Here is a 20,747-nt window from a genome sequence, read left to right as displayed (position 1 = left end):
AGCTATCAATGAAAATTTTAATTGCCGGAGCCGGTGCAGTGGGTACACACCTTGCCAGACTTCTAGAACAGGAGAATCACGACATAACGCTTATCGATGGGGACAAAGAGCGTTTATCTCTTATACGTGACAACTCTGAAATTCTTACATATTTGGGAAATTGTACATCCCTGAATGATTTGGCAGCAGCCGGTGTTGGCAGTGCAGACCTTTTTATTGGAGTTACACCAGAAGAGTCTAAAAACATTAACTCATGCATGCTCGCCTCAAATATGGGTGCTAAGAAGACTCTCGCCCGTATAGACAATCATGAATATTTATTACCTAAAAACCAGGAATTCTTTGAAAACCTGGGTATTCATTCAATGATCTATCCTGAGCTTGTAGCAGCAAGAGAAATTGCAATGGCAATAAAGACTCCATGGACACGTTTCTGGTGGGAACTATGCAATGGAACTATTGTTTTAATTGGTGCAAAAATCAGAAATAATGCTCCTCTGGTCAATAAGTATCTATATGAACTTGATCAGCATGTAAAACAATTTCACATAGTAGCTATAAAACGTGGAGGCACAACAATAATTCCTAAGGGTAGTGATCAAATTCTTCATAATGATATTCTTTATTTTGCCACATTAAAAAAATATGTAGATATTCTTCCTGAACTCCTTGGTAAAAAGTCTTTCGAGACAAAACGTCTTATGTTCATGGGTGGAAGCCGCATAACTATGCGCACAATTCAACAACTGCCTCAGAATATTGACATTAAGATTATTGAGCAGGATAGAGAAAGAGCCGAATTTTTAGCAGAAAAATGCCCTTCGAATGTTACAGTCTTTATAGAAGATGGTAGGAATGCCGAGTTTCTAATCAGAGAAGGTATAAGCGAAACCGATGCATTTCTGGCATTAACTGCAAATTCTGAAGCTAATATACTCGGTTGTATGATGGCAAAACAGTATGGAGTAAAGAAAACTGTTGCCGAGATTGAAAATATAGATTATATATCTATGGCAGAGCAGTTAGATATTGGTACAGTCATAAATAAAAAACTTATAGCAGCAGGTAAGATTTATGAATTGCTCCTAAAGGCTGATGCATCAAATATAAAGAGCCTCACATTTGCCAATGCCAATGTAGGAGAGGTAATTGCTAAACCTAAATCAAAAGTGACCAGGAAAAAGATTAAAGACCTGAAGTTGCCTCCTGATATTACTTTTGGTGCATTAATCAGGGATGGTGAACCAATTTTAGTTGAAGGTAATACACAAATAGAACCTAATGACCGTGTTGTGGTTTTCTTTCTGAACAGATCGATCAAAAGTATTGAAAACCTGTTTAACTAGTTTTTATAAAAAATGCACAGATTTAATTACCGGTTTGTTTTCAGCAGTATTGGACTTGTATTGATGATTGAAGCTTTATTCATGCTATTCTCCGCACTGATTGGTGAATATTACAATGAATCAGCTGTAAGAAGTATTTATATTTCATCAATTGTCACTTCTCTATCTGGTACATTTTTCATGTTTCTGGGAAGAAAGAAAAATAAAAGATCCGGTAATATCACCAAACGTGAAGTTTATATTACTGTCACAGCGGTATGGCTGGTGCTGTCTGTCTACGGTACTTTACCCTATCTGCTGAGCGGATCCATACCCTCCTTTACTAATGCCTTTTTTGAAAGTATGTGTGGATTCACTACAACAGGTAGTTCAACACTTTTCAATATTGAGGCATTTCCTAAATCACTACATTTCTGGCGTAGCATAACTCAATGGATAGGCGGTATAGGTATAGTTATCTTTGTATTATCATTTATGACCGTTTTCGGAAGTGTATCAGCTCATTTTTATGAAGTAGAGTCAATTGGTATCGCAGAAGATCTGTTTCGTCCAAGAATAAAGGAAGTATCTAAAAATATCGCTCTTACTTATGTTGCGCTTACAATTATTGGATTCTTTTTTTTATGGGCGGGCCCAATGGATGCTTTTGATGCTGCCTGCCATACCTTCTCTGCAATATCAACAGGAGGATTTTCAACAAAACAATACAGTATCGCATCATTCAACTCTCCTTTTACAGAATATGTTATTACTCTGTTAATGTTCTTTGGAGCAACAAACTTTCTTTTGATATCAGCAATTTTCTCGAAATTTTCATTTAAGATGCTAAAGAACGAAGAGTTTCGCTGGTATGTATCACTAATTATGCTTTTTACAATTGGTATAACAGGAGCATTACTTGCAACCGGTCAAATGTCAGATATTGAAGAGACCTTCAGAACAGTACTATTCCAGGTTGTTGCAGCCATAACAACTACTGGATATGCGACTGTGGATTTTCTGGCATGGGGACCATTTTACTGGCTGCTCTTTCTTGTTTTGATCCTTTTTTGCGGTTGTGAAGGATCAACTTCAGGAGGGATGAAGATTTCCCGACTTGTTGTCCTTGCTAAAAATTCACTATTGGTTTTTAAGCGGCAGGTACATCCCAACGCCCTCTATATGGTCAAAATTAACAATAAAGTAGTTTCAAATGATTCAATTTCAAAGGTTATAGCTTTTGTTTTCCTCTATATTTTTGTTACAATTATGAGTGCTGTAATATTAAGCCTCACCGGTATGACCTTTGAAGAGTCGATAAGCGTTGCACTCTCAACTATAAGCAACTATGGTTTTGGATTGGGATCATACGGTCCCAGTGGCACTTTTGAATCAGCCACAGTATTTGCCAAGTATTTCCTATCATTTCTAATGCTAGTTGGTCGTCTCGAGATATTTACTGTCCTCTCACTATTTGTTCCAAGTTTCTGGAAGCGATAAAAAAAATAGGTCCCAACAAACTGTTGAGACCCTTAATTAAACTTAGAACATCAATCTATTCAGATTAGATATTAAAGGCTGATTTTATCAATTATTTTTGAAATAAATAATATCATCAATTGCTTCAATAGTAATCGGTTTTGATTTATCAATCTTACCTGACAACAACTCTTTTGAAAGTTGATTCAGTACTTTTCGCTGAATTACCCTTTTCACCGGTCTGGCTCCAAACTCAGGATCATAGCCCGATTCAGAGATACTACTGACAGCCTCATCACTATATTTGAGCTCAATACCGCTTTCAGCCAGCGACTCCCTTACCTTATCCAATTGTAATTTTACAATCTGAGTAATTTCATTCTCCTTCAAAGGAGCAAACATTATAGTTTCATCTATACGATTAAGAAATTCAGGTCGTATAGTCCTTTTCAACATATCCATCACCAGATTTCTGGTTTTATCAATAATCTCATCTCTGTTAACAGGGTTTATCTTCTCAAAATTCTCTCTGATGAGATCAGAACCCATATTTGAAGTCATAATGATTATTGTATTCTTAAAGTTAACCACCCTGCCCTTGTTGTCGGTTAAACGACCATCATCAAGCACTTGAAGAAGTATATTAAATACATCAGGGTGTGCTTTTTCAATCTCATCAAAAAGCACTACAGAGTAAGGTTTACGACGAATAGCCTCAGTCAGCTGCCCCCCTTCATCATAACCCACATATCCAGGAGGGGCACCAATCAGACGAGTTGCGCTAAACTTCTCCTGATATTCACTCATATCAATTCGAGTCATCATATTTTCATCATCAAACAGATACTCGGCAAGAGCTTTCGCAAGCTCAGTTTTACCTACCCCAGTAGTTCCTAAAAAGATAAACGAACCAATTGGCCTCTTAGGATCACTTAGTCCGGCACGACTACGTCGTACAGCATCTGCTACAGCTGTTATTGCTTCATCCTGACCAATTACTCGCTTATGGAGCTCTTCCTCCAAATGCAATAACTTATCGCGTTCACTTTGAAGCATCTTGCTAACAGGAATACCGGTCCACCTCGATACCACATCTGCAATATCTTCAGCATCAACCTCTTCCTTTATCATAGCGCGACCACCCTGTCTTACATGCAGCTCTTTCTGTAGTGCTTCAATATCATTTTCTTTTTCCTTTATCTTACCATAACGCAGTTCAGCAACTTTTCCATAATCACCTTCCCGTTCGGCTTTTTCAGCCTCAAACTTAGCATCTTCGATCTCAATCTTGGCTTGTTGTATCTTATTGATAAGTTCTTTTTCTGACTTCCACTTAGCCGAAAATTCAGCTTCTTCTGCTTTAAGATCCTCTATTTGTTTAGTTAGCAAATCCACCTTAGGCTGATCATTTTCTCGTTTAATTGCCTCACGCTCTATTTCCAGCTGTTTCACCTTCCTCATTAACTCATCAAGTTCCTCCGGAACAGAATCCACTTCCATGCGTAATTTTGCAGCAGCCTCATCCATAAGGTCGATAGCCTTATCAGGTAAAAAACGGTCAGTGATGTAACGACTCGACAACTGCACCGATGCAATTATTGCCTCATCTTTAATTCTCACCTTATGATGATTCTCATAACGCTCCTTCAATCCCCTCAGAATTGATATAGAATCGGTTTCAGAAGGCTCGTTAACCATTACAGTTTGAAAACGACGCTCTAAAGCTTTATCTTTTTCAAAATATTTCTGGTATTCATTAAGAGTAGTAGCTCCAATTGCTCTAAGCTCACCACGAGATAAAGCAGGTTTAAGAATATTTGCAGCATCCATTGCCCCTTCACTCTTTCCTGCACCAACCAAGGTATGTATCTCATCAATGAAAAGAATTATCTCTCCATCAGACTTAGTAACCTCATTCACAACCGATTTAAGACGTTCTTCAAACTCTCCCTTATATTTTGCACCTGCAATCAATGCACCCATATCCAATGAATATATCTGTTTACTTTTAAGATTCTCCGGTACATCACCACGAACAACTCTATAGGCAAGTCCTTCTGCTATTGCAGTCTTACCTGTACCAGGTTCACCTATAAGTATCGGATTATTCTTCGTTCTCCTGCTTAATATCTGCAATACACGTCTTATCTCTTCATCACGACCAATTACTGGATCGAGCTTACCCTCACGAGCCTTTTCAATCAGGTTTACTGCATATTTACCAAGAGCCTGGTAAGTATCCTCGGCAGTCTGACTTGTTACCTTATCACCTTTCCTTAAATCGTTTATTGCTGACTGAAGCTGATTAACTGATATACCGGCATCTTTCATCATTTTAGAGGCACTATTTTTCTCATCCAATATACCTAGTAGCAGATGCTCAATAGAGATAAACTGATCATCCATTTTACCGGCAAAATCAGCTGCTTTTTGAAAAACAGCATTAGTTTCCCTGCTCAGCATGGGCTCACCTCCTGAAACACGTGGAAATGATTGGATCTCAGCATCCACTACCCTCTCCAGATTCTGACTGTTTACAGTCAATTTATTAAATAGAAAGCTGGTAACATTTTCACCAACAATCATAATACCTTTAAGTATATGAGCAGGTTCTATCATCTGTTGATTATTACCTTGTGCAATTTCGATAGATTTCTGTACAGCTTCCTGCGCCTTTATTGTAAAATTATTAAAATTCATATCGTTAGTTTTTTATTTGTCTCTCTGTATTGTTTAATTTAATATCAGATTCACAACAAGATAAGGTCAAAATCTTTGCCACAAATAAAATATGACTTTTTGTCATATCCCAATATTATCTCATATAGGTTAAAAAATTTAGTATGAACAGTTACTTTAAATAAATCTGTTTATCAAATTTGATACCCATTTTGTTTATCAGAACAAGAAAAAATTTGGGTACATTTGCAGTAAATATGAGTAAAGAAAAATTCTATACAATCAGAGAAGAACGAGCCAATTACCTTACCCACGGATTTGGCTTGTTAATGGGCATAATAGCTACCGGAATCCTGATTAATAAAGCAATGGGGTCAGGAGACAAATGGGCATTATGGGCATACTCTTTATTTGGTCTAGGTATGATTGTCTGTATGGCTGCATCAACAGTATATCATTTTGTACAAGAGCCGACTAAAAAGCAGAAATTACGCCATTTTGACCATGCGTCAATATATTTACTGATTGCCGCCAGCTACTCACCCTTTACCCTGATATTATTACTCAAAGAAGAACCTCTATGGGGCTGGCTGCTCTTTTCACTTGTATGGCTAATTGCAATTATAGGTATCTCTATCAGTTTCAGGCAACTAAAACAAAACAGTAACCTGAAAACAACCTCATATGTATTTATGGGACTAGTAGTTCTCGTTGCATTTAAACCTCTGATAGATGTTGCTAACTCTAAAGATTGTATAGAGGTTATATACTGGTTAATTGGTGGAGGTGTTTTTTACATTATCGGTGCCCTCATTTATGCTACAGCCAAGAAAGAGTTTGTACACTCCATTTTTCATCTCTTCGTTTTACTGGGACTTGCAAGTCATATCTATGCAGCATGGTTAATCCCCCTTTAAATCCTGATTTAAAATCACAGAATTTCTTTTATTTTTTCAATTTCAAACACTTAATTTCAACTTTATTTCAGTGTTGAGTTGTATTGTCACAAAACATCTTTTAGTGATAACAGTGTCATATTTTATTCATACATGTGTCTTACTTTGCTTTTGACTCACTCTTACATTCCTCTTATATTACTCATATATTAAGGAATAAAGTAATAATCATGCAATAATTTAAATTAGTTATGAAAGCTTTTTATTGTTTATAATTTAGTGGTTAATTATTGTTATATATATCAATTTTCAGCCCTTAATGTGTATTTATTCTTGTATTATGTTTAATTTTGTTACTGTCTTTTGAGATAAATATAATAACCTCATAAAATATCTTTTAATAATATTAAAAACTAACTGATATCGAAAAGGTGTTATTTTATACTTAAGGTGTTATTTCCCAGGCAGTATCTCCATAATATTATTAAATATTATTTGAGAAATACTCCAAATTTTCAAGTTAATTAATTTATTAATCGTCCAATTACGCAAGTAGTTATAGGACACAAAACTTTTATTGAGCCTCATTTTCATCAATCTAATTTAAAAAAAGTATGGAAAAGAAAAAAAACAATTGGTTCAAGGGCATTTTGATGAGCGTATTCTATCTCACAGCTTTTTCAATTTCTGCTCAAACCTTAAATGTTAGTGGTACAGTTAGCGATGACACAGGAGCCGAAGTTATCGGTGCCACAGTAATTGTAGTTGGTGATCCATCCAAGGGTACAGTTACTGATATAGACGGTAATTACACATTGAATAATGTTCCTGCAAACGCCTCTCTTCAGTTCAGTTTTGTAGGAATGGTCAATCAGGTTATCCCTGTTAATGGGAGAACCACAATCAATGTTGTGCTTGTTACCGACACCGAAATGTTGGATGAAGTGGTTGTAACTGCACTCGGTATTTCAAGAGAAAAGAAAACATTAGGTTATTCACTACAAGAACTTAAGGGAGACATGCTGTTGGAAACTCGAGAAAACAATCTTGCCAATGCATTGTCAGGTAAAGTCACTGGTTTGCAAGTAATTCGTTCAAGTAATGGTCCTGCAGGGTCCTCAAAACTGGTACTACGTGGTTATAGTTCACTTACCGGTGACAACCAGCCACTTATTGTAGTTGATGGTATTCCTGTAGAAAACTTCACCGGTAGTAGTAATAACGACTACTGGAACCCTTCAACAGATATGGGTAACGGTCTCGGGGACATAAATCCTGAAGATATTGAGAGTATGTCTGTTTTGAAGGGAGCCTCCGCTGCTGCATTATATGGATCACGTGCAGGTAATGGTGTAATTTTAATTACAACAAAATCGGGAACAAAACGTGAAGGACTCGGAATTACAGTATCCTCATCTGTAGGATTCGAACAGATTCTGACTTCACCTGAAATGCAGAATACTTTTGGACAAGGTGCTGATGGTATTTTTGATAATCGCAGTAATTATAGCTGGGGTCCGAAAATCACCGGTCAAAATGTAACAAAATGGGATGGTTCATCATCCACATTACAAGCATTTAACAATGTAGATAATTTTTTTAATACAGGTGTAAATCTGAATAACAATATCTCATTTCAGCAACAAATTAATAATATTTCTATATACACCTCGCTTACACGTACAGACGACAAGAGTATGATTCCAGGATCAGATCTTTCACGTACCAACCTGATGACACGTTCACTGGCAAAATTAGGCAGCAGTCAGAAATGGACCATAGACACAAAGGTTCAATATATACAGGCTAAAGCTAATAACCGTCCATTATCAGGTCACAACAACTCCAACAGTTTCCGTACAATGTATCTGCTTCCGGTGTCAATGGATATCAGAGACTTTTCAAATCCATTAAATGAGTTCGGATCAATGGTATGGTATGGAGGTGGACAGCAGGTTAATCCTTATTGGTCTGAACTTTATAATCTTAACAGTGACTCAAGAGATAGGTTTATATTCCATGGCTCGTTACGTTATGATATAACCGACTGGTTAAGAGCTGAGGTTAAAGGTGGAGCAGATATGTACACCAATAGTACTGAAACAAAACTATACGGAGGTAGTCCGCTTAGCAATACCGGTCGCTACAGCATGGGTAAGAACACCTTTATCGAAACCAATTACAGCAGTATGATTGTTGCACAGAAAGATAATCTTTTCGGTAAAATTGGTGGTATGGCAACATTGGGTGGTAACCTCATGAAACAAGAAGCCAGTGGAATTTCGGGCAGTTCTGGAGAACTTGAAGTACCAAATTTATTTTCACTTAACAATGGTCAAAACAACCCATCTGTGGGTGAGTCGTACAGTTCAAAGAAGATAAATTCTGTATATGGAATGCTTCAGTTGAATTATGACGGATACCTATTTCTTGAAGGAACATTTCGTAACGACTGGTCATCTTCACTATCACCAGAAAACCGCTCATTCTTCTACCCTTCTGTAAACACTTCATGGGTAATTACCGATATGCTGAATAAGATGGGAACCAGTAATTTGAGATGGTTAAGTTACGGAAAAGTGAGAGCATCATATGCTATGGTGGGTAACGATTTACCTCCATATCAGCTTTATAACACCTACTCTATAGGTAAAGACCCATTAGGTAACACAACTGCAGGTTTAGGAAGCACATTATATGATAGCAGTGTTAAAAGTGAGTTAATCAAATCAGTAGAGTTGGGTGCAGATTTCCGCTTCTTCAACAACCGTCTTGGATTTGATTTCACATGGTACAAATCAAATGCTACTCGCCAGCTGATCAACTTACCTATGGACCCATTAAGTGGTTTTACAAGTAAGAAAATCAATGCAGGTAATATTCAAAACAAAGGTATTGAGTTAATGGTTAACGGAACAATAATAGAACCAGTTAATCAAGGATTTGGATGGGATGTTCAACTGAATTACTCTAAAAATAAGAATACCATTGAAGAGCTGTATGAAGATGTTGATATTTATGCACTTGGCGGTTTCGACAACCTTCAGATACTTGCAAATGTGGGAGGAGAGTATGGTGAAATATGGGGAACCACATTCAGCCGTGTAGAAGATGAATCCAGTCCTTACTATGGTAGAAAAATATTGACTGCCGATGGTCTGCCTACAGGAAATACAGAAAAGAAAAAGATTGGTTCACAAGTTCCAGATGCACTATTAGGTATCACCAACACATTTAACTATAGGGGATTCGCACTTAGCTTTCTTGTAGATGGTCGTTTCGGTGGACAGATGTTCTCAACAACAAATCAGGCTATGCAATTTGCCGGAACAGCTGCAGTTACAGCACCTGGAGGTGAACGCACCGATATGGTACTTGATGGTGTTGTACCTACTGGAGACGGTGGATATGTTGAAAACACAAAATCTATTACTGCACAGCAATATTGGAATACAGTGACTTCAATAACAGGCAACTTAGGTATTGGAGAGGTGAATATTTATGATGCAACCAACATTCGTCTACGCACACTTCAACTATCTTACAACCTGCCATCAAAGATATTGGCTAACACTGCTTTTCAGCGAGTAAGGCTTGGCTTTTCTGCCAATAACCTGTGGCTTATATCCAGCCATATGAACGGTGTGGATCCTGAATCAACATTTGCAACCGGTACAAATGCAGTAGGTTTTGAGAACACAGCTCCTCCAACTGCAAGAACTTACTTATTTAATGTTACTCTCGCTTTTTAAGCAGTATGTTTAATAAAAAGTTCAACCAATATAATTCATTAATAAACAAGAATATGAAAAATAAAATAAATAAAGCTATATTGCTCCTTTTTGGATTTATAGCATTCGCTTGCTCTGATTTCGAGGAACTAAATGTTGACCCTAAAGCGGCCAATTCTGAGCAAGTTCAGGTAGAATATGTAATCAATGATGCTCTTATAGGGCCACAACAAGACCCACATATTGCAGAGCGTGTTTTCGTTTTGTATTGGAAAACAGCTGCCCGTCAACATCTAAGTACCGGAATTGCCGGTGGCACATATAATGATGACTGGTCGAGCGACTACTACAGATATCTTTCAGGCTGGCTTAAATCAGCAAATCTAGCTGTATCATTAGCACAGGAAAAGATTGATAATGACCAGACCGTTCCTTATACAAATAATCTTATGCAGATTGCCCGTATTTGGAGAGTCTACCTGATGAGCGAATTCACAGATAATTTTGGTCCTATGCCAATTGATGCATTCAATGGCAGCAATCCTGAATTTAAACCCGAAAATGAGGTTTATTATTATATGCTTGAAGAGCTTGCCGATGCATCTTCTCAGCTAGATCTTACTGCTCCTGCTGTTCCTAATGATGTTACAAAGTATGACCAGGCATATGGTTTTAATTATCTTAAATGGAAAAAATATGCCAATTCTTTGAGATTAAGACTGGCTATGCGTATTTCAGAGGTTGATCCCTCCAAATCTAAGTCAGAATTTGAAGCAGCTGCAGCTGGTCCACTAATCACTGCTGCCGACGATATCTTTGGAGTAGATGAAAGACCGGGATGGGATGCACTAACAGGTGTAATGAGTCGTGAATGGAACTCACAACTTCTATCAGCAACTTTAAATAACCTGTACATCGGACTGGGAAGTATCCCCTCATCTGCTGTTTTACCTGAAGCCTTGCATGGAAATATTAAAGATGCTAATTATATTGGCATCAGATACAACAATCATATTCCTTCAAAAACTAACGACCCATCTACCGGATTCTGGATGGATGGTCTGCACCAAGTAATAGACCCAAGAGCATATGAGGCATTTACTATTCCGGGTGATTTTGAAAATCCAAACTTTTCATATTTTCCTACATATGAAAATACTCCCTCAATAGTAAAAAGAAATCTACTAAATGAAAATGGTAGTGTATTTGTTGAAATTGATGCTACATATACTTGGAATGCTCATACTATTGGAAACTGGGGTCCTATAGGCTCTTTAAATCAGGTACGTAATTTCATTGGAACAATACCTAAACTGAGTCATCAATTCAGAGGAAGTCAGTCAAGACGAATATTCTTTGGCGACTGGGAGACCTATTTTCTTCTTGCTGAAGGAGCACTAAGAGGATGGAATGCAGGTACAACTGCTAAGGATGCTTATGAAAATGGTATTCGTGCCAATTTTGCTTACTGGGGATTATCTGAGCATGTTGCTGCTTACCTGGAATCAGAATCTTATAATAGAGCCGGTACTTCTGTTAAATTCGATCATACAGCTGAACCACCTGCATCTGTTGTAATGAACTATATTGATGGCTACACTGGCCAGCCGGGTACATTTAATTATACTTTCCCATCAAATACAATTTATATGAATGGAACTGTAAAGAATGACCAGTTGACAAAAATAATTACACAGAAATATATTGCACATATGCCTTGGTTACCACTTGAAGCATGGAGCGATCACCGTCGTCTGGGATTACCATTCTTCGAAAATATTGCTGTTGAATTGCCAAATAACGATTTGCCTGATTTAACTTCAAGTAATTACATGACCAATAGCGTTAGATTCTTCCCTCAGAGATTAAAGTATCCATCTTCGTTACCAAATACAAATCCAGATGGATATGCTATTGCAACAGGATTCCTCTCTAATGGTAAAGATGAAGTCCTTACTCCGCTATGGTGGGCAAAGAAATGATATACGTGGTATGTCGTATGACATGACTAGTACTAAAAAAAACCGCTCTGTAAAAAGAGCGGTTTTTTATTTATAATAAAATCTATATTAACCTTCAATATTTGGTGACTCTAGACCGTAACCTTTTTTCTTATCTTCTGCTTTAAGTAAAAATGCAAAAACTAGTGCTAACAGACCAAAACCAGTAAAGATAAGCATTGGAAGAGTATAATCGTATGTATTAACCATCATTCCATCTCTCATAGTCTGACCTGTAATACAATATTTTTCAAGCACCCAGCCAATCAGTAAAGGAACTCCCATCAATCCCCAGTTCTGCACCCAGAATATTAAGGAATATGCTGTTCCCAGTCGTTTCTCCGGAACAATCTTCGGCACAGAAGGCCACATTGCTGAAGGTACAAGTGAGAAAGCTACCCCAAGTATTATTACAAGAATCATAGCAATAATCCAGTTATTGAGCATCTGAACTGAGAATAAAGCGTGAACAACTATAAGTAATAAAGAGCCAATTATCATAATTGAGGCACCTTTTCCTTTTCTATCGTAAATACCTCCAAACAATGGAGTGAGTAGTATATTTCCAAAAGGCAACAGCATCGGTATTAAACCTGCTATATTTTGATCAACACCAAACTTATTTACCATCAAGTCAGTTGCATATTTCAGGAAAGGGAAAACAGCTGAGTAAAAGAGTACACATAATATTGCAATATACCACCACCCTTTGTTTGTTAAAATTTTTCCTATATCTGAAATTTTGAATTCATCTTCGTGACTTATTTCTGCCTGCACATCATTAGCTTCAGATGCATCCAGTTTCTTATCCATCACCATATAAACTATAAATGCAATAAGACCGATACATAGACCAATTAGGGCAACTAATACAGGACGTGACACATCTATAACTCCCAGAGCTCTGGCAATAGGCACAGAGAACCCTAATGCAAATGCAGTACCAACTCTTGCTAATGCCACCTGCATACCCATTGCAGTTGCCATCTCTTTTCCTTTAAACCACTTTACAATTATCTTAGATACAGTGATACCGGCTACTTCAACACCAACGGCAAAAACAGCAAAACCAATACAAGCCCAAAAAAGCTGAGCATTAAGCCCCATAATTGTTTCACCATCTAATACGTGAGTAGACACTGCCCAATATTTTATAGCAGTACCAATTACCATCAGAGCAGTAGCTCCAAGACCTGTTATTCTTATCCCCAGTTTATCAAGAATTATTCCTCCTAAAATAAGCATTACAAGAAAAACATTAAACCAACCGTATGAGCTGGTATATACTCCATAATCAGCTCGTGTCCAGTTTAACTGACTTTCAAGTAAACCTACTATTGGTGACAATACGTCTGTTAAAAAGTATCCGCACATCATTGTAAAAGATACAATCAAAAGTGCAGTCCATCTTGCCGCTGCAGAATCTCTGAGCGATTTTCTAACTGTTTCTACCATTTAAAAATATATTTAACTTATTAATCATTTTAAAGAGAACAAAGATAATTAAAAAGTCATTATTCATGACCTTTTGTTATTGTTATGTCTGAAATAAAGGGGTATTTTAAATAAAATGACAGCTAAAGTGCAGAAACTTGTAACCTGTTGAGGTATGAGGAGGTTTTACGTATCTCCTTATACATAACAATATCCTCATCAATGAAGGGAACCTCTTTACGATATCCCTTCAGCACTTTTTCGATTATTGGTGATGATTTCAGCGGGCGTCTGAACTCAAGTGCTTGAGCAGCATTCATCAACTCTATTGAAAGTATTATATCCAGATTGTCCATCACCTTAAGAAGCTTTATTGCCGATGTAGCACCCATACTAACATGATCCTCCTGACCATTTGAAGAGACAATAGAATCAATACTTGCCGGGGAGCAGTATATCTTATTTTGACTTACAACAGAGGCTGCAACATATTGTGGAATCATGAACCCTGAGTTAAGCCCCGGGTTTGCCACCAGAAATTCAGGCAGACCTCTTTTTCCCAGTATCAATTGCGCAATACGTCTTTCGGAGATATTACCCAGCTCAGCCATAGCAATTGCAAGAAAATCATATGCGATAGCCAAAGGTTGACCATGAAAGTTGCCTCCTGAGATAATCTTATCATCATCAGGAAAAATTGTTGGATTGTCGGTTACCGAATTAATCTCGGTATGAACAACCGACTTTGCATAATCAATAGCATCTTTTGTTGCCCCGTGAACCTGTGGTATACAGCGAAAGGAGTATGGATCCTGCAGATGTTGTTTTTCTCTGGTGATAATCTCGCTACCTTCGAGGAACCTGCAGATATTCTGACTTGTTTCGAGCTGACCAATATGTGGTCGTATAAGGTGTAGTTTTTCCTCAAATGGCTCAATGTGACCATCATATGCATCTAACGACATTGCAGCTATCAAATCGGCTCTGACTGACAACCGCTGGGCCTTCATAATTGCATATACTCCATGTGCCGACATAAACTGTGTACCATTTAACAGCGCCAGACCCTCTTTACTCTGTAATTTGATAGGCTCCCATCCAAACTCATCAAGCACAAAACCTATATCTTGCTTTTTCCCCTTATAAAAAACATCTCCAACACCAATAAGAGGAAGAAAAAGATTAGCAAGTGGTGCCAAATCGCCTGATGCACCTAATGAACCTTTATCATAAACAATAGGCAGAATATCATTATTAAAGAGATCAAGCATTCTCTGTACAGTTGCTACCTGTACCCCACTATATCCCAGTGACAATGCATGAGCTTTAAGAATAAACATTAATTTAACTATTAGTGGCGTAACTTCATCACCAACACTACATGCATGTGATTTTACCAGATTTTCCTGCAGCGTGCTAAGGTCTTCATTCGAAACAGTGCGATCACACAAAGAACCAAACCCAGTGGTTATTCCATATAATGGAGATTGCTCTTTCTCAATTTTGCTATCGAGGTAATCACGACACTTTTGTATTCGCTCTTTGGCTTCCGGTGCAAGTTCCACTTTAATATTATTAGACAAAATCCATTCAAGATCTTCAATAGTAAGTTCTTTTTGCCCGATTAAATAAATGTTTTTCATAATTCTGTTGTTTGTCAGAAGGTGTTATTTTCTATTTCATTGCATTTCTCTGTCATGTAATATACAAATTCCTCATCATCGATATTTTCCAAATTTATCCTGACGTTTAACAATGAACCTTTGATAGCTGCTTCACATGCCAACAGCCCTACCTTGCCATCAGAATTAGCATTTATATTTCCTTTCTGTATAGTTTCTTTTATCAAATCTTTCATACAGTATGCTCTTTGAGCAATTGACATTGGAATATAGGATGCAATTTTAGTTGCATGCTGAATTTTCCTATTTCGTTGAGCAATCTCTTCATCACTGTTTTTAGGTAGTTGATATGCATCCATAACAAGTTGATATGAGACCGCATCTCTATCAATGTCATTAATAAACTGAGCTCTGTTCTCAGACATAATCATAGCGATCTCTTTCATTCGCTCCTCAACATCTGAATACTTTTTTCTACCAATTGTCAGCTTGGCAACCATCTCAGTTAATGAAGCTGCAATTGCAGCCAAAAGTGCTGAAGAACAACCACCACCTGGCACTGCATCATTTGAAGCTGTCTTCTCCAGAAATTCCTTTAATGTTAAGTCTTGTAGTTTCATATGATTAGTTTTTTATTCAAAGGTATCATATGTAACATGCATATATGCTAGTTTTATATAACAACTTCTCCTTTTATTATTACTTTTTCAACTATATTCATTCCAACATTATACGGTAGAAATTTATAAGATGGATATTGCAGTAAAATCATATTACCATGCTTCCCAATGTCAATACTACCTATTTTATCCGCACGGCCGATTGCAGCAGCACTATTAATTGTAAATGCTGTAACAGCTTCTTCTGGTGACATATTCATATAAATACATGCAATTGCAAACAGAAGAGGTACTGATGAAGAAAATGAGCTTCCCGGATTAAGGTCGGTTGCCAAAGCAACAATACAACCTGAATCTATCATTTCACGAGCTCTTGCATATTTTTCTCTCAATGAAAAAGCGGTCAATGGGAGCAGTGTTGCAACTACATTGGATTCAGCCATTGACATAATTCCATTATCAGAAGCTTGCAATAGATGATCGGCAGAGATGCAGTTTAGTTCAACTGCTAATTCAGTACCACCTAACTGAGCAATTTCATCAGCATGCATTTTCAGTTTTAATCCATATTGTCTGGCAGCCTCCAGATACCTTCTGGTTTGCTCAATTTCAATTGGATGAACTTCATTTAAGTACTTCATGATACGCAGTTGCTTAATTTCAGTTTCCTTATCGAGACCATAACCACTTTTGCCTTCCACAGTAGTTATTCCCAGATGCAACATAGCATCAAGCCGCATTTTGCCAGACTTAATCAACTCATCTTCCGAGGCTTCACGAGTCTTAAGAGTAGTACTTAAAATGCCCCCTCCCCAGTTCATGATTTCCATATAACTGTCACCTCTCATTCTCCATGAAAATTCCTCCTCCCGATATCCACCAAATACAAAATGAATATGCGGATCTACGAAACCAGGTAACAATGCTCTACCGGAAGCATCAAGTACATGATAGTCTGACAGATTTACATCAACCTTTTCATCTTGCTTTAGAATAAGAGAAATAAGACCATTAGTTACAATTACAGTACCATTTTCAATTATACTAAGATCTGACATCTCCTTGCTGCGTTTTCCTTCAAAACCGCTGCATGTAACTACCTGTGATGCATTTTTAATTATAAGGTTACTCATTGTTGACAATTTTACTTTTTAATTTTTGCCTCCACTCTTTCCATCCAAGAATTGCCAGTATAAGAAATACAGTGTACTGTATAGATGTAAAAAACAAACCTTGAGAAGCAAAAATTGGAATTGATATTATATCACCAATTATCCAGAACAACCAGTTCTCGATCTTCTTTACAGCCATTAAAATTGTTGCCACCAAAAAAAATGCAGTATTGAACGAATCTATCCATGGCAGATAAGATTCCATATATTCAATATTATCTCTGTTTACCCAACGCAGAATAAAGAATACAATTATATATATCAATACTACTGAAAACCATGATATTACATTTTGTTTAATTGTGTTTTTGCTTATCTCTAACCTCTGATTGTCACTTTTACCTGACCACATATACCAGCCGAAGATATTTGAAATAAGGTATACAATATTAATACCTGCATTAGCAAATAATTTGGCAATGAAGCAAATGTATATGTAAATCGACACGTTTGCAATTCCGAAAGGGAAAACAAGTATTTTCTCCTTGCGAGCATACCAAACACTAAGTATTCCAAGAATTACAGCAATCAGTTCTAACCAATTCATCAGGCTATTCCATTAGTTTAATTTCAAGAACCTGTTTAATTGAAAAATTATCCAATCCCAGGTAATATGCTACAGAATCAACAAGTGCTTCCAAAGGTACCAATCCTATTACTTCGCCACCGGCAACAGTCACTCCATACCTTTTTGCTTCCATTCTCACCATTTCATGTGCTCTGTAGATTGAAGTTTTTGTATAGTCGGTCAGATTCATAGACACCTGAGTTATGCCTTTATCCTCCAATTCAACACCCATTGCTTTGCAAAATCTAAGTCCTCCACCAATATGTCTCACTTTTTTAGCAATCGCAGTTGCAATTTCTAAATCTGATGTATTAAGATTTACATTATATGCCACTAAAGGCATTCTGGCGCCAACAGCTACAGCACCTGCAGTAGGGTGTGGTTGTAATGGACCAAAATCAGGTTTCCACTCAGGAGAAAGCATTTTTTCTTTTAACCCTTCAAATTCACCTTTACGTACATTTGCAAGATTTTCGCGATGTTGTTGTGTAGCCGATTTCTCATATAAAAAAACAGGCAGATTATATTTTTCTCCGATAGCATCTCCCACCTCCTTTGATAATGTTATTGCCTCATCCATTGTTACATTCTTTATAGGAATAAAAGGAATTACATCCACTGCCCCCATTCTTGGATGCTGACCACTATGTTTAGTCAGATTAATAAGCTCAACTGCTATTCCTACTGCTTCAATTACTGCTTCCTTAAGAGCTTCGGGTTCACCTGCTACAGTGATTACCGATCTGTTATGGTCAGCATCACTACTATAATCAAGTAGTTTTACATTGTCTTTCGCACGGAATGCATCCGCAATCTTTTCTACTATTTGCTTATCACGTCCCTCACTAAAATTTGGAACACACTCTATGATTTTATTCATCAATATATTAGTTTCTGTTTAATGTTTTAACTATATAGTTATGCTTAACAAGTTCTCAATAATGAATTGCAATTTAGCAATATTTCAGATAATATCATTTAATAATCTCTCATTAACCAAATAAGGTTCTGTGATTTTATATTCCTGAGAGTGGTTAATATTAAATTCTTTTACTGTTTTCATAGCATTAGTATTTCTTGCCCAGGATCTGCGGGCAACACCACCCACAACATCCCAAAGTATAGCAGAACGAAGTATTTCATCAACTCTTTCACTTCCGTCAAGTACCATACCAAATCCACCGTTAATTGCTTTACCTATACCAACACCACCTCCATTGTGAAGTGCAACCAGACTCATTCCTCGGGCTGCATTACCAGCAAAACATTGTACTGACATATCAGCCATAATATTACTGCCATCCTTTATATTGGCAGTTTCCCTGAAGGGTGAATCTGCACCACTCACATCATGATGATCACGCCCAAGCATAACAGGACCAATTTCTCCACTTCTAACCATCTCACTGAATCGAAGCGCAATTTTTAGTCGTCCTTCAGCATCCTGATATAATATACGTGCCTGAGTACCAACTACCAGTCTGTTCTTTTCAGCCTCACGAATCCAAACCCAGTTATCTCTGTCCTGCCCACTCCTTTCAGGATCAATACATTCCATTGCTGCTCTGTCTGTTTTTAAAAGATCAGCATGCAATCCACTTAAACTCTACCCCTGGCTTTAAGCTCTTCTAAAAATTCTGGTGCCAGCAATGAGTGCTGTTCAGGAGGTATGTATCTTAGAGCGTTCTTTAAAGCTATTTTAGTCTGTAACTTTGTTAATCTATAACCTCTGTCAGGTGCACGTAGTATGCCTTCCTGAAAATGAGGATATGGAGGTAAGGTATTCTCTAACGTGATACTCATATAATTTATTCATGGTTATTATACATCAGCAAACATACGACAAATTTAATATTTTAAATATATTTGCCAACACTTTAATTCATTAAAACAGAAACAGTTTAAAGATTAAAACTATCAACCATAAAAAAATCCAGCAAGAGGGACTATCCCCTTCTTGCTGGAAAAAATGACTAAAAAAAGCAAATAGTTATACCTTGAGGAAAATCTTCTTTTTATATAGCAGATACAGGAATAACCATCCAACTATAACATATCCAATTGCAATAATTAGTGGAGACCATGCTTCAGGAAGCAGTTCTGCAATTCCTCCAAATAAAAAGTCTGTTGCCCTTCCAAATCCTATAATTCTGTTAGCGAGATAAATTGTAATGGGGTTCATACCGATTACAACAAAGAAAAATGCCCATTTTTGATACTTCCAAACATCAATTATCAGATAAAAGATTGTCATTAGTATTATACTTATTCCACCAACATAGCATACAAATGAGCTAGACCATAAGTTTTTATTGATAGGGAAAACCAGATTCCATATCTGACCGATGATGATTAGTATTACTCCTCCTATTGCCATGTAGAGAACTTTCTTCATAGGCTTATAGGTATTCTTTAGAAGTTCACCTACAAGCATACCTAAAAGTCCGGTACTAACAGCCGCTATAGTAGGTAATATTCCTTCATTATCTCCAAACTCGTAGCAGCACAACCTGCCTGGTAGAAGTGTCCTGTCAATATAACTTGATATATTTCCTTGCATTGAATATCTGTCAGGGTCACCAAAATCAGGTGCTTTAAATATAAGGAATAGTAACCAATAAAATATCAATAACCCCCAGAACCACACCATTCTTGATTTCCAGTTCTTTGTTTTCATGAAAATCAGTGCTGCAAACATCCAAGCCAGTCCAATACGTCCAAGTACACTTGGAAAACGCATAGCCTCTATATTGAAAATGATACCGTTATTATATATTAATCCAAGGAGCACCAGAATAAGACCTCTTTTAAAGATATGTCGATATAGTGCTTGCTTTCCTCCTTTTACAGCCAATCTTTTTGATACAGAAAAAGGAAAAGATACACCAGCAATAAAAAGGAACAATGGGAATATCATATCATAGGCTTGAAAACCATGCCATTCAACATGGGTCATTTGCCCGGCCCACCATTCCAGAACCGGCCAACCTGTTAATGCACCCAGCAGAATGAAAACTTCTTCTGCCCCCATTATCCAAAACATATCAAACCCTCTTAACGCATCCAACGACTTTAAACGATCGGATGGTTGAACCTTTAAGTCTGCGTTTTTCATTGTTAATCAATCAATTAATCTGTTAATATTTATCAACCCACAAGAGTTACTTCTCTGGCAGGAAGAATTAAATTTAGTTACTGTTTCACAAGAAGAATTTAAATGA

Annotated in this window: 14 protein-coding genes and 1 pseudogene; 5 read left to right on the top strand and 10 right to left on the bottom strand. The window is 37.1% G+C overall.

Annotated features, from left to right (window positions below):
- The first annotated feature begins 8 nt into the window (after positions 1-8).
- Positions 9-1,346, top strand: a complete 1,338-nt coding sequence (trkA, locus tag BN1354_RS03775; protein WP_045089643.1) for a Trk system potassium transporter TrkA — start codon at positions 9-11, stop codon at positions 1,344-1,346.
- Between the two features lie 12 nt (positions 1,347-1,358).
- The gene (locus tag BN1354_RS03770) at positions 1,359-2,825 is read left to right on the top strand and encodes a TrkH family potassium uptake protein (protein ID WP_053826267.1); all 1,467 of its coding nucleotides are present in this window, start codon (positions 1,359-1,361) and stop codon (positions 2,823-2,825) included.
- 87 nt (positions 2,826-2,912) lie between these two features.
- Here BN1354_RS03770 and clpB read toward each other — a convergent pair whose 3' ends face one another.
- Positions 2,913-5,504: an ATP-dependent chaperone ClpB gene (clpB, locus tag BN1354_RS03765; protein WP_045089645.1), complete on the bottom strand. Its 2,592-nt coding sequence runs from the start codon at positions 5,502-5,504 to the stop codon at positions 2,913-2,915.
- A 236-nt stretch (positions 5,505-5,740) separates the two neighbouring features.
- Here clpB and trhA point away from each other — a divergent pair, with 236 nt between their 5' ends.
- The 3 genes from trhA to BN1354_RS03750 all read left to right on the top strand — a co-directional run bounded on the left by trhA (position 5,741) and on the right by BN1354_RS03750 (position 12,092).
- Positions 5,741-6,400, top strand: coding sequence for a PAQR family membrane homeostasis protein TrhA (gene trhA, locus BN1354_RS03760; protein WP_045090893.1), 660 nt, complete (start codon positions 5,741-5,743; stop codon positions 6,398-6,400).
- Between the two features lie 593 nt (positions 6,401-6,993).
- Positions 6,994-10,131 carry a SusC/RagA family TonB-linked outer membrane protein gene (locus BN1354_RS03755; protein ID WP_082331527.1) on the top strand — a complete coding sequence of 1,046 codons (3,138 nt, stop codon included), beginning with the start codon at positions 6,994-6,996 and terminating at the stop codon, positions 10,129-10,131.
- Between the two features lie 53 nt (positions 10,132-10,184).
- Complete coding sequence (locus tag BN1354_RS03750) at positions 10,185-12,092, top strand: SusD/RagB family nutrient-binding outer membrane lipoprotein (RefSeq protein ID WP_045089647.1); 1,908 nt, start codon at positions 10,185-10,187, stop codon at positions 12,090-12,092.
- Positions 12,093-12,179: 87 nt separating this feature from the next.
- Here BN1354_RS03750 and BN1354_RS03745 read toward each other — a convergent pair whose 3' ends face one another.
- The 9 genes and pseudogenes from BN1354_RS03745 to BN1354_RS03705 form a co-directional block, all read right to left on the bottom strand.
- Positions 12,180-13,565 (bottom strand): MFS transporter, encoded by a 1,386-nt coding sequence (locus BN1354_RS03745; RefSeq protein WP_045089648.1) that lies wholly within the window; start codon positions 13,563-13,565, stop codon positions 12,180-12,182.
- A gap of 122 nt (positions 13,566-13,687) precedes the next feature.
- Positions 13,688-15,187 (bottom strand): histidine ammonia-lyase, encoded by a 1,500-nt coding sequence (gene hutH / locus BN1354_RS03740; RefSeq protein WP_045089649.1) that lies wholly within the window; start codon positions 15,185-15,187, stop codon positions 13,688-13,690.
- 14 nt (positions 15,188-15,201) lie between these two features.
- Positions 15,202-15,786 carry a cyclodeaminase/cyclohydrolase family protein gene (locus BN1354_RS03735; RefSeq protein ID WP_045089650.1) on the bottom strand — a complete coding sequence of 195 codons (585 nt, stop codon included), beginning with the start codon at positions 15,784-15,786 and terminating at the stop codon, positions 15,202-15,204.
- Positions 15,787-15,839: 53 nt separating this feature from the next.
- Positions 15,840-16,919, bottom strand: a complete 1,080-nt coding sequence (locus BN1354_RS03730; protein WP_053826265.1) for an amidohydrolase family protein — start codon at positions 16,917-16,919, stop codon at positions 15,840-15,842.
- The gene (gene pnuC, locus BN1354_RS03725; RefSeq protein WP_045089653.1) at positions 16,912-17,505 is read right to left on the bottom strand and encodes a nicotinamide riboside transporter PnuC; all 594 of its coding nucleotides are present in this window, start codon (positions 17,503-17,505) and stop codon (positions 16,912-16,914) included. Before pnuC ends, BN1354_RS03730 begins: the two co-directional genes overlap by 8 nt.
- 4 nt (positions 17,506-17,509) lie before the next feature.
- Complete coding sequence (gene ftcD / locus BN1354_RS03720; protein ID WP_053826264.1) at positions 17,510-18,406, bottom strand: glutamate formimidoyltransferase; 897 nt, start codon at positions 18,404-18,406, stop codon at positions 17,510-17,512.
- Between the two features lie 84 nt (positions 18,407-18,490).
- Positions 18,491-19,129, bottom strand: a pseudogene (locus BN1354_RS03715) (urocanate hydratase); the annotation flags it as partial.
- Positions 19,126-19,329: a hypothetical protein gene (locus BN1354_RS03710; protein ID WP_053826263.1), complete on the bottom strand. Its 204-nt coding sequence runs from the start codon at positions 19,327-19,329 to the stop codon at positions 19,126-19,128. The pseudogene BN1354_RS03715 and the gene BN1354_RS03710, both read right to left, overlap by 4 nt.
- 187 nt (positions 19,330-19,516) lie before the next feature.
- Positions 19,517-20,641 (bottom strand): acyltransferase family protein, encoded by a 1,125-nt coding sequence (locus tag BN1354_RS03705; RefSeq protein WP_053826262.1) that lies wholly within the window; start codon positions 20,639-20,641, stop codon positions 19,517-19,519.
- Between the last annotated feature and the right edge of the window lie 106 nt (positions 20,642-20,747).

Origin of the sequence: Lascolabacillus massiliensis (assembly GCF_001282625.1) — a bacterium.
In the GTDB taxonomy this organism is placed as follows: Bacteria; Bacteroidota; Bacteroidia; order Bacteroidales; family Dysgonomonadaceae; genus Proteiniphilum; species Proteiniphilum massiliensis.
The sequence above is the reverse complement of the archived record's forward strand: the minus strand, read 5'-3'. Positions and strand labels throughout refer to the sequence as shown.